General features: G+C 68.6%; 10 protein-coding genes and 1 pseudogene. 7 read left to right on the top strand and 4 right to left on the bottom strand.

Annotated features, from left to right (window positions below; all coding sequences use genetic code 11):
- From VHB92_RS10140 to VHB92_RS10120, 5 genes and pseudogenes are all read left to right on the top strand, one after another.
- A pseudogene (locus VHB92_RS10140) lies at positions 1–321 on the top strand (ABC transporter ATP-binding protein); the annotation flags it as partial.
- Positions 318–1,190, top strand: a complete 873-nt coding sequence (locus tag VHB92_RS10135) for an ABC transporter permease (RefSeq protein WP_325453623.1) — start codon at positions 318–320, stop codon at positions 1,188–1,190. The pseudogene VHB92_RS10140 and the gene VHB92_RS10135, both read left to right, overlap by 4 nt.
- 144 nt (positions 1,191–1,334) lie before the next feature.
- Positions 1,335–2,600 carry a mechanosensitive ion channel family protein gene (locus tag VHB92_RS10130; protein WP_325453622.1) on the top strand — a complete coding sequence of 422 codons (1,266 nt, stop codon included), beginning with the start codon at positions 1,335–1,337 and terminating at the stop codon, positions 2,598–2,600.
- An 86-nt stretch (positions 2,601–2,686) separates the two neighbouring features.
- Complete coding sequence (locus VHB92_RS10125) at positions 2,687–3,094, top strand: globin (RefSeq protein WP_325453631.1); 408 nt, start codon at positions 2,687–2,689, stop codon at positions 3,092–3,094.
- Positions 3,095–3,343: 249 nt separating this feature from the next.
- On the top strand, positions 3,344–5,038 hold the full coding sequence (locus tag VHB92_RS10120; RefSeq protein WP_325453630.1) for an FAD-binding dehydrogenase: 1,695 nt from the start codon (positions 3,344–3,346) through the stop codon (positions 5,036–5,038).
- 161 nt (positions 5,039–5,199) lie between these two features.
- Here VHB92_RS10120 and VHB92_RS10115 read toward each other — a convergent pair whose 3' ends face one another.
- Entirely contained in the window at positions 5,200–5,889 is a 690-nt protein-coding gene (locus tag VHB92_RS10115) for a hypothetical protein (RefSeq protein WP_325453621.1), read from the bottom strand.
- An 84-nt stretch (positions 5,890–5,973) separates the two neighbouring features.
- Between VHB92_RS10115 and VHB92_RS10110 the strand changes: the two genes are divergently transcribed.
- Together VHB92_RS10110 and VHB92_RS10105 are read left to right on the top strand one after the other, a co-directional pair.
- Positions 5,974–6,843 carry an acyl-CoA thioesterase II gene (locus tag VHB92_RS10110; protein ID WP_325453620.1) on the top strand — a complete coding sequence of 290 codons (870 nt, stop codon included), beginning with the start codon at positions 5,974–5,976 and terminating at the stop codon, positions 6,841–6,843.
- 98 nt (positions 6,844–6,941) lie between these two features.
- Positions 6,942–7,391: a Rieske (2Fe-2S) protein gene (locus tag VHB92_RS10105; RefSeq protein WP_325453619.1), complete on the top strand. Its 450-nt coding sequence runs from the start codon at positions 6,942–6,944 to the stop codon at positions 7,389–7,391.
- A 27-nt stretch (positions 7,392–7,418) separates the two neighbouring features.
- Here the strand turns inward: VHB92_RS10105 and VHB92_RS10100 are convergent, their stop codons facing one another.
- The 3 genes from VHB92_RS10100 to VHB92_RS10090 form a co-directional block, all read right to left on the bottom strand.
- Positions 7,419–7,946, bottom strand: coding sequence for a thioesterase family protein (locus tag VHB92_RS10100; protein WP_325453618.1), 528 nt, complete (start codon positions 7,944–7,946; stop codon positions 7,419–7,421).
- A gap of 81 nt (positions 7,947–8,027) precedes the next feature.
- Complete coding sequence (gene ettA, locus VHB92_RS10095) at positions 8,028–9,710, bottom strand: energy-dependent translational throttle protein EttA (protein ID WP_325453617.1); 1,683 nt, start codon at positions 9,708–9,710, stop codon at positions 8,028–8,030.
- 75 nt (positions 9,711–9,785) lie between these two features.
- Positions 9,786–10,130, bottom strand: coding sequence for a DUF6993 domain-containing protein (locus VHB92_RS10090; protein WP_325453616.1), 345 nt, complete (start codon positions 10,128–10,130; stop codon positions 9,786–9,788).
- Between the last annotated feature and the right edge of the window lie 271 nt (positions 10,131–10,401).

The following is a 10,401-nucleotide window of genomic DNA, read 5'->3' as shown; positions in this document are numbered from 1 at the left end:
ATCGTGCTCGGCCGCGGCCGCGTGCTCGCCGACGCCCCGGTCTCCGAGGTGATCGCGGGAGCGACGCGCAGGGTGGTCAGGGTGCGCACCCCCGATGTCCGCTCTCTCACGGCGGCCCTTGCCGGTCCCGACGTCACCGTGACGTCCTTCGACGACGGCGCGCTCGAGGTCTCCGGGCTGAACGCGGCTCAGATCGGCGATGCCGCAGCGGCACGGGGTGTCGCGCTGCACGAGCTGACCCCCATCGACGCCTCGCTCGAAGAGGCCTACCTCGAACTCACGCAGGACGAGGTCGAATACCACTCGGAGGTGACCCGATGACCACCGCCACTCTCACACCCAGCCCGCTCGACGGCATCCGCTTGAAGTTCGGCGGAGTGCTGCGTTCGGAATGGATCAAGCTGCGCTCGCTCCGTTCCACCATGTGGTGCCTGGGCCTCGTCGTCCTGCTGTCGATCGGTTTCGGTCTGCTGCTGGCGCTTACGGTGGACATCCCCTCCGCGGGGAACCTGCCGGACGCGAACCAGCATCAGTTGCAGGTGCAGGTGGCCACGCTCGGCGTGAACTTCACCCAACTGATCGTCGCCGTGCTCGGTGTGCTCGTCATCAGCGGTGAATACGGCACCGGGATGATCCGTTCGACGTTCGTCGCCGCGCCCGGCAGGCTCGGCGCGTTCTTCGCGAAGGCGATCGTGCTCGCGGTCACCACGTTCGTCGTCGGCGTCGTCTCCATCGCGCTGAGCGCCGTGGTCGCCTGGCCGATCCTCGCCGGCAAGGGCGTCACGATCTCGCCGATGGACTCGAGCGTGCTGCTTCCCCTGCTCGGCGGCGCCGGCTACCTCACACTGATCGCCGTGCTCGCCTTCGCGTTCGGCGCGATCCTTCGCAACAGCGCCGGCGGGATCGCGACCATCCTCGGCCTCGTACTGGTCGTGCCGACGATCCTCGAGATCCTCACCCGCCTGACGAAGGCGACGTGGATCTCGAACGTCTCGGCCTTCCTGCCCTCGTCGGCCGGCGGAAAGATGTTCGCCTACGTCGACGGCTCGACGGCCACGCAGGCGGCCGATCAGGCGGCGAAGCAGGGTCTCGTCTACCTGCAGTCCTGGGAAGGTCTCCTGGTGCTCGTCGCCTGGGTGGCGGCCGGTCTCATCGTCGGAGCCGTGCTGACGAAGCGGCGCGACGTGTAGCAACGGTTTCGGCCGGGGGCTGCCGGGTGCGACACCACCCGGCTGCAGGATGCCCGCGAGCGGTGCGCAGAGCGCCGGTCGCGGGCATCCGTCGTTCATGCTGCGCCCAGGATGCGCGACTGCCGCTCACTAAACTCGATCGCGATGATCTTCGCGGACGACCTCCCCCTCTCCGACGTCACGGATCCCACCTTCTGGGAATCGGTGCTCGCCACGCTCACGACGTGGGGCTGGAAGCTCGTGCAGATCGCGATCATCATCGTGATCGCGTTCCTCATCGCGTGGCTCATGCACTTCGTGATCCGGCGCGTGGTGCGGCGCATCGTGACGGGTGTCAAGAGCAAGCAGAACGTCGAGGACACGCAGGCGCTGACCGCCTCTCCGATCGCCGCCGTGCGCGTCGTGCAGCGCACTCGAACGCTCGGCACCGTGCTCAGCAACATCGTGAACATCACGATCGTGATCATCGCGCTCGTCGCCTGCGTCAACATCGCGCTGCCGACCCTGTTCGGTTCGCTGGCCCTGCTTACGGCAGCCATCGGCGCCGGTCTCGGTTTCGGCGCGCAGAACATCGTCAAGGACGTGCTCAACGGCCTGTTCATGGTGATGGAGGACCAGCTGGGCGTCGGCGACGTCGTCGACGTGGGACCCGCGACCGGGATCGTGGAGGTCGTCGGCATCCGGGTCACGCAGATCCGCGACGTGAACGGCACGCTCTGGTTCGTGCGCAACGGCGAGATCCTCAGGGTCGGCAACATGTCGCAGGGCTGGGCGCGCGTCATCACCGACCTCGCGGTGCCATACGACAGCGACGTCGATGCGATCGAGGAGCGGATGCTGCAGGTCGCCCAGGAACTCGCGACGTCACCCAGGTGGCGCTCCCGCATCGTCGAGAAGCCCGAGTTGTGGGGCATCGAGTCCGTCTCCTCCGAGGCGATCGTGCTCCGCGTGGTGATCAAGACGCGCACGACCGCCAAGGACGACGTCGCGCGGGAGCTCCGCAGACGACTCAAGGCGGCGCTGGACGAGATGGGCATCGCATTGCCGTCGCTGTCCAGCGTCGTGCTGACCGGCTTTGACGGCGCGGCCAGCATCACCGGATCGCATCCGCCCCGTACCCGTCCGAGCCCCGTCGTGACGACGGAGGCTCCGAAGACCAAGAAGCGGCGAGGCAAGCGCGCCTCCGCCGACGCCGAGGCGGCGACCGCCGGCGCTGAGGCGGAGTCCGGTGCGGGTTCGGTGAGGAACGGATCGGCGGCGCCGGCGACGGCTCGCCACCCGCAGGCCATCACCAAGCCGCAGCCCGCCGCGCCACGAGCGTCGTCGCGCGGATCGAGCCCCGCCCCGAGCCATCCCTCGCCGGGAGAACACGGTCTCGAGAACGACCACCATAGCGAAGGACAGCCGTGAGCGAGATCCCGCCCTCCGACCGCGCCGCCGGCGGCCCGGCACCACTACCGGAGACGAGCCGCAGTGCTCCCGCAGCGCCGCTCACGTTGCGCACCTCTGAAGCCGGGGAGGCCGCATCCGGCAACTTCTACGACCAGGTCGGCGGACACGAGACGTTCCAGCGTCTCGTCGACGGCTTCTATCGCGGCGTCGCGAGCGACCCCGTGCTGCGGCCGATGTATCCCGAGCAGGACCTCGGGCCGGCCGCTGACCGGCTGCGGATGTTCCTCGAGCAGTACTGGGGCGGGCCGACCACCTATGGCGAGCAGCGCGGGCATCCGCGCCTGCGCATGCGCCACGTGCCGTTCAAGGTGAACCCGGATGCCAGGGACCGCTGGCTCGCGCACATGCGGGCATCGCTGGACGAGCTGGCTCTTCCTCCGCTGCAGGATGCGACGCTGTGGGCGTACCTGGAACGCGCAGCCCACGCGATGGTGAACACGTTCGAGGAGTGACCGGTATCGGCGCGATGCCGGCACCGTTACGGCCATCCGTGCTGGTCGATTGACCAACTCGTTATCGCGAAGCAGCGGATCCGCACGCCGGCCGGGCGATACTGAGACGACGTGATCCGATCGAAGGAGACCCGGATGCCCGCAACGCCCGCCGACCCGCCCGCCGAGACCCCGGCGGACCTGCCTGCCGGCTTGCCGCACGATCGTCAGGATGCGGAGCAGCTCCCGGTCGGCGGCGCTGACGACGCGATGGTGCTCGGCGGCGCGGCCGACGCCATCGTGGTCGGCGCGGGGCTCGCGGGGCTGGTGACGGCATCCGAGCTGCTGGAGCACGGCAAGCGCGTGGTGGTGCTGGAGCAGGAGCCTCCGCAGTCGCTCGGCGGGCAGGCGTTCTGGTCGTTCGGCGGGCTGTTCCTCGTGGACTCGCCTGAGCAGCGGCGCATGGGCATCCACGACTCTCTCGACCTCGCGCGGCAGGACTGGTTCGGCACGGCCGGGTTCGACCGCGAGGAGGATGCCTGGCCCCGCCGCTGGGCCGAGGCCTACCTCGAGTTCGCGGCGGGCGAGAAGCGCGCCTGGCTGCGGTCCAAGGGGATCAAGCTGTTCCCCATCGTCGGCTGGGCGGAACGCGGGAGCGGCACGGCGGGCGGCCACGGGAATTCGGTGCCGCGATTCCACATCACGTGGGGAACGGGACCTGGCCTGCTCCAGCCGTTCATCGACCGCGTGCGAGAAGGCGTGTCCGAGGGCCGCGCGGTTCTGGCCCACCGGCACCGCGTCGACGAGCTGGTCGTCGAGGACGGCGCCGTGGTGGGGGTGCGCGGCAGCGTTCTCGCCCCGGACACCGCACCCCGTGGCGTCGCGAGCAACCGTGACGTGGTCTCGGAGTTCGAGGTGCGCGCTCCGGCCGTCGTCGTGACGTCTGGCGGGATCGGGGGCAATCACGAGCTGGTGCGGAAGAACTGGCCGGAACGGCTCGGCACTCCGCCTTCGCGCATGCTCTCCGGAGTTCCCGCGCATGTGGACGGTCGGATGATCCCCATCGCTCAGAGCGCCGGCGCACGCGTCATCAACGCGGACCGCATGTGGCACTACACGGAAGGCATCAGCAACTGGGATCCGGTGTGGGCCGAGCACGGCATCCGCATCCTGCCCGGCCCCTCTTCGCTGTGGTTCGATGCCGAGGGCAACCGCCTGCCTGCACCTCTCTTCCCCGGTTTCGACACGCTCGGCACGCTCGAGCACATCCAGAGCACCGGACACGACTACACCTGGTTCGTGCTGACCCAGAAGATCATCGAGAAGGAGTTCACGCTCTCCGGCAGCGAGCAGAACCCCGACCTCACCGGCAAGGACGTCCGCTTGCTCCTGCAACGCGTGCGATCGGGAGCCACAGCGCCGGTCGAGGCGTTCAAAGAGCACGGGGCCGACTTCGTCGTGGCATCCACGCTTGCCGAGCTCTTCGCCGGCATGCGGGAGCTGGCGGATGTGCCGTTCGACGAGAACGCGATCGAACGCACCGTGCTCGAGCACGACCGCGAACTCGACAACTCGTTCTCCAAGGATGCGCAACTGGCCGCTGTCACGTCCGCCAGGCGGTACCTGGGCGACCGGCTCATCCGCGTCGCGTCGCCGCACAAGTTCCTCGATCCCAAGTCCGGGCCGCTCATCGCCGTCAAGCTGCACATCCTCACCAGGAAGACGCTCGGCGGGATCGAGACCGACCTGAACGGCAGAGCGCAGAACGCGCGAGGCGAGGCGGTGTCGGGGCTCTATGCGGCCGGCGAGGTGAGCGGCTTCGGAGGCGGCGGAGTGCACGGCTACCGCTCTCTCGAGGGCACGTTCCTCGGCGGATGCCTGTTCTCCGGCAGGCAGGCGGCCCGCGGCGTGCTCGCCGACCTCGGCAGCCGCACCGCCGGGTGTCCCTGCATCACCGCGGGTTGAGCCGGTCGAAACCAGCCCGACCGGCACACCGCGGGTTGAGCCTGTCGGACCCGCACCGCGGGTTGAGCTTGTCGAAACCCGAGCCCATCCACGGCGCCCGGTTTCGACAGGCTCAACCGGCGGTGCAGGCTCAACCGGCGGTAAGGGCAGCCGCGGCAGGCTCAGCCGCGAAGCGACCAGGCCGGGCGCTTCACCAGGACATGTCCTCTGCGGAGCGTCAGCCGCGTCCAGGGCCCGGTCTCGTGCACGGTGACGAGTTCGTCCTGCTCCACGATGAAGCCGAGCGAGTGTGCTGCGAATCCAGCGCCGGCAGCGACATATTCCAGATCCGGCATGGGCCTGTTCCAGACCTCGCCGCGCACACGCTGGACCAGCTGCTCCCCCGCCTCGCGGGGAATGGCTTCGGCGACCTCGGCTATGCCGTCGATGGCGGCACGCTCCAGGACGTCCGCCGTGGTGTCTCCGACCCGGCGCCAGCCCCCGCGCGGCGGCGTGATGCCGGCCCAGGTCACCGTGCTCACCTGGAGGGGAAGTCGGATGCCGATCGGCGCGCCCTCTCCGCCGGGCTCGGCGGGAGCATCCGCTGCTCTCGCCAACCGGTCGAGCAGGGACCGCGTCGGTACGACGGCGTCGAAGGCGGCGTCGCGATCCGTCGCGAACGTGCGAAGGCCGAGCACGGTCGGGATGTGGTCGAGCAGGCTCCTCGGGTACAGGATCGCCGTGTACGCGGCCAGCACGCCGGAGCCGGCGACCAGTCTGACCGAGCCGTCTTCGACACGTCCGGCGCGCGACAGATACACCTGAAGGTCGGAGACGGCGAGGGCATCGACCAGGGAGAAGAACTCACTCATGTGCTGTCTAAACTAACGGAAGACGACCGTCGGCACGGTCGCGCTGCGCAACCCCGGCTCACCGTCCGACGACCGAGAGGCACCATGACGAAACCCCTCGACGGCCTGCTCGCCGCCCTCGACCTGACCGACACCGGCGCACGCACCAACGAGGACATCTTCACGGGGACCAGCCAGTGGATGCCGCACGGCAGAGTCTTCGGCGGGCAGGTGCTCGCGCAGTCGCTCGTGGCCGCCATGCGGACGACGCCGGAGGGCCGGGCTGTGCACTCGATGCATGGCTACTTTCTGCGGCCTGGCGACGTGAATCAGCAGATCACCTTCTCCGTCGACCGCATCCACGACGGTCGCTCGTTCTCCACCCGCCGCACGCAGGCGTACCAGAACGGTCTGCCGATCCTGTCGATGATCGCCTCGTTCCAGAGCCCGGACGACGGTCTCGACCATCAGGTGGAGATGCCCGACGATCTGCCCGGCCCCGACGAGGTCACGAGCGACATGAAGCTCCTCTCCGGGCTGGACCATCCCATCGGCCGTTACTGGCGTGAGGAGCGGCCCTTCGATCTTCGGCACATCCCGTCACCCGTCTACTTCACGGTGGAGGGTGAGCGCGTCGCCCATCAGGCTGTGTGGTTCAGGACGCTGGGACCGTTGCCGGACGACCCCGACCTGCACCGCGCAGCGCTGGCCTACGCGAGCGACTACACGATTCTCGAGCCCGTGATGCGGCGCCACGGCGTGGCCTGGGGCACGGAGGGCCTGAAGATCGCCAGCCTCGACCATGCGATGTGGTGGCATCGGTTCAGCCGGGTGGACGAGTGGCTGCTCTACGTGCAGGAGTCGCCCAGCGCGACCGGCGGCCGCGGGCTCTCGCTCGCGCGCATCTACAACCAGCAGGGGATGCTCGTGGCGAACGTCGCGCAGGAGGGAATGGTGCGCCTTCGAACGCCGTGATCGATTCATCGCGGTTCCGCAGCCCAGTCGGAGGAAAGCGCGGCATCGTTGACACGGCTGCCGTCGCAGCCTTCGCCTTCTACGACAAGGAGACCGGTATGTCCGGAGCCTCTCACGACACCTCCACCACCGTCATCACCCGCAGAGCGGCGCTGGCCACCACTGTGGGGGCGGCAGGCGTAACCGTTCTCGCTGCGTGCACGGGAGGCGGCGAGGGCGCGTCGTCGGGGTCGAAGAACTCTTCGAAGGCCAATGCGGCCGATGGCATCCCGCTCAGCGAGATTCCCGTCGGAGGTGCGATCTCGGCCACCTACAAGGGCGGTCCGATCCTGATAGCACAGCCCGAGTCGGGCACCGTGGTGGCGTTCTCCGCCATCTGCACGCACATGGGATGCGTGATCGCGCCCGCGGGCAAGCAGTTCGACTGCCCGTGCCACGGCTCGGAGTTCAGCACGAAGACCGGCGACGTGCTGAGAGGCCCGGCGAGCACGCCGTTGCCGAAGCTCACCGCCACGGTCTCAGGCGGCAAGGTGACGATCTCGTCGTAGACCCGGTTCGGGTCTTCAGGCGACGGTTCAGCGCCGGTGGAACTGGATGGCCGGCTCCGTGTACGGCGACCAGGCGGCGCGCTCGCGCTCGTTGATGCGACGCGGGCGCCCGGTCTCGGCGTCGGCCAGAACCAGCGTCGTGGCCGCGCGCGCATACAGGGTCGCCGGCTCCGCCCCGGCGGGAGACCACACCTCGTAGCACAGCTCGAGGCTGGCGCCGCCGATGCGCCCAACCCAGAGCTGAACATCGAGCGGCTGACGCGTGTACGGGATCGGCGTCAGATACTCGATCTCCTGGCGCGCGATGAGGCTCAGAGTGTCGGCGCCCGGACGCCCGTCGAGCACGGCCGTCGAGCCGCTGATCGCCTCGCCGGAGTCCACGTCGCCGGTCGGCTGGTTGCTCAGCCCGTCGGCCGGTCCGTCCGTCGGCTCGTCGCTCGACCACAACGCGATGATGCGCGCCTCCTCGAGCAGGCGGAGCATCTCCACGTTGTTGACGTGGCCATAGGCATCCAGGTCGCTCCACCGCAACCGGATCGGAACGTTCAGTCGCACGACGGATCCCTCGTCTCACCGTAAGCACAGCAGCGGATGCCGTCCGCCCGAGCGCGCGGGCAGGCTCTCGTCATCCGCATCTCAGTCGCGCGTGAGCTTGCGGTAGGCGGAACGATGGGGCTTCGCGGCCTCGGGGCCCAGGCGCTCGATCTTGTTCTGCTCGTACGCCTCGAAATTCCCCTCGAACCAGTACCAGTTCGACGGGTCGTCGTCTGTGCCCTCGTACGCCAGGATGTGGGTCGCGATGCGGTCGAGGAACCACCGGTCGTGGGTGATCACCACGGCGCAGCCGGGGAACTCGAGCAGAGCGTTCTCCAGGCTGGACAGGGTCTCGACGTCGAGGTCGTTGGTGGGCTCGTCGAGGAGCAGGAGGTTGCCGCCCTGCTTGAGGGTGAGCGCGAGGTTCAGGCGGTTGCGCTCACCGCCCGAGAGCACGCCTGCCTTCTTCTGCTGGTCGGGACCCTTGAAGCCGAACGTGGAGACGTAGGCACGGCTGGGCACCTCGACCTTCCCGACCTGGATGTAGTCGAGCCCGTCGGAGACGACCTCCCAGAGCGACTTGTTCGGGTCGATCCCGCCGCGGGTCTGGTCGACGTAGGAGATCTCCACCGTCTCGCCGATCTTGAGGTCTCCCCCGTCCAGCGGCTCCAGCCCGACGATGGTCTTGAACAGCGTGGTCTTGCCCACACCGTTGGGGCCGATGACCCCGACGATGCCGTTGCGCGGCAGCGTGAAGCTGAGCCCGTCGATGAGCGTGCGCTCACCGAAGCCCTTCCGCAGGTCCTTGGCGTCGATCACCACCTGACCGAGGCGCGGCCCCGGCGGGATCTGGATCTCTTCGAAGTCCAGCTTCCTGGTGCGCTCGGCCTCCGCCGCCATCTCCTCGTAGCGCGCGAGACGCGCCTTCGACTTCGCCTGCCTGCCCTTGGCGTTGCTGCGCACCCACTCCAGCTCCTCGGAGAGGCGCTTGGAGAGCTTCGCGTCCTTCTTGCCCTGCACCTGCAGGCGCTCGCGCTTCTTCTCGAGGTAGGTCGAGTAGTTGCCCTCGTATGGGTAGAGGTGACCGCGGTCCACCTCGGCGATCCACTCGGCGACGTGGTCGAGGAAGTATCTGTCGTGCGTCACGGCGAGCACGGCACCCTGGTACTTCTGCAGGTGCTGCTCGAGCCAGAGCACGCTCTCGGCATCCAGGTGGTTGGTGGGCTCGTCGAGCAGCAGCAGATCGGGCTTCTGCAGCAGCAGCTTGCACAGCGCGACGCGACGCTTCTCGCCACCGGAGAGGACGGAGACCGGCGTGTCCGACGGCGGGCAGCGCAGCGCATCCATCGCCTGCTCGAGCTGGGAGTCGAGATCCCAGGCGTCGGCGGTGTCGATCGCCTCCTGCAACGTGCCCATCTCGGCGAGCAGCGCATCGAAGTCGGCGTCGGGATCGGCCATCGCTGCGGAGATCTCGTTGAACCGGTCGACCTTCGCCTTGATCTCGCCCACGCCCTCCTGCACGTTCTCGAGGACCGTCTTCGACTCGTCGAGTTCGGGCTCCTGCATGAGGATTCCGACGCTGTAGCCGGGAGTGAGCTTGGCCTCGCCGTTGGACGGCGTGTCCAGCCCCGCCATGATCTTCAGGATCGTGGACTTACCCGCTCCATTCGGGCCGACAACACCGATCTTCGCGCCGGGCAGAAATGCCATGGTGACGTCGTCGAGGATGAGCTTGTCGCCCACCGCCTTTCGGGCGCGGACCATCGAGTAGATATATTCGGCCATGCGGTCCAGTCTACGGGCGCGAGCGCCTCGACCTCGCCGGCCGGCGAGGCCCGGGCGGCTGCCGAGGCGAGCCTCTCACTGCACCGGAACCGTATCCCCGATGAGGCACTTGCCCGTGGAGAGCACGGGAGCCACCGTGCTGTGGTAGCCGCCGATGTCGGTACCGAACTGGCCGATCAGGCACCCGCCGTTGATGAGCACCGAGAACTGCACCGAGCCGGGCGTCAGGTTGACCGTCGTCTTGTCGGCCGTCATCTGCATCTGAGACTTGGGGAAGCCCGCTGCAGCGAGGCCGTCCACGAACTGCTGCGCGCTTGGGTTGCTGTTGCCGGCCAGCGTGCGGTTGTTGACGAAATCGAAGAAGCCGAGGTTCTCCTTCGCCGTGCCCTTGGGGTTCAGGGTCGGCAGCACGCTGGGCACGGGGGCCGGAGTCGACGTCGCTGACGATGACGCCGTCCGCTCGGTCGGCGTCGGTGCGGCCGCGCTGCAGCCCGCGAGCAGCGCGGCGAACGCGAGTGCCGCTGCGGATGCGATGACCGTTGCAGCACGAGACCGCCGACGCACTCCACCATGGACCACAGAGCACACCCCTCCCGGCCTCGGCGCAGCTCGCGCCCGCGGCTGACTCGCGTCTCACGATGACGACGCAACGCCAGAGCAGTCTAGGGCGTCCGCCGTTCAGGCTGCCCGG

The organism is Humibacter sp., assembly GCF_035547335.1.
Lineage (GTDB): Bacteria > Actinomycetota > Actinomycetes > Actinomycetales > Microbacteriaceae > Humibacter.
Note: the sequence above shows the minus strand (reverse complement) of the source record. Positions and strands in the feature narration are given on the sequence as shown.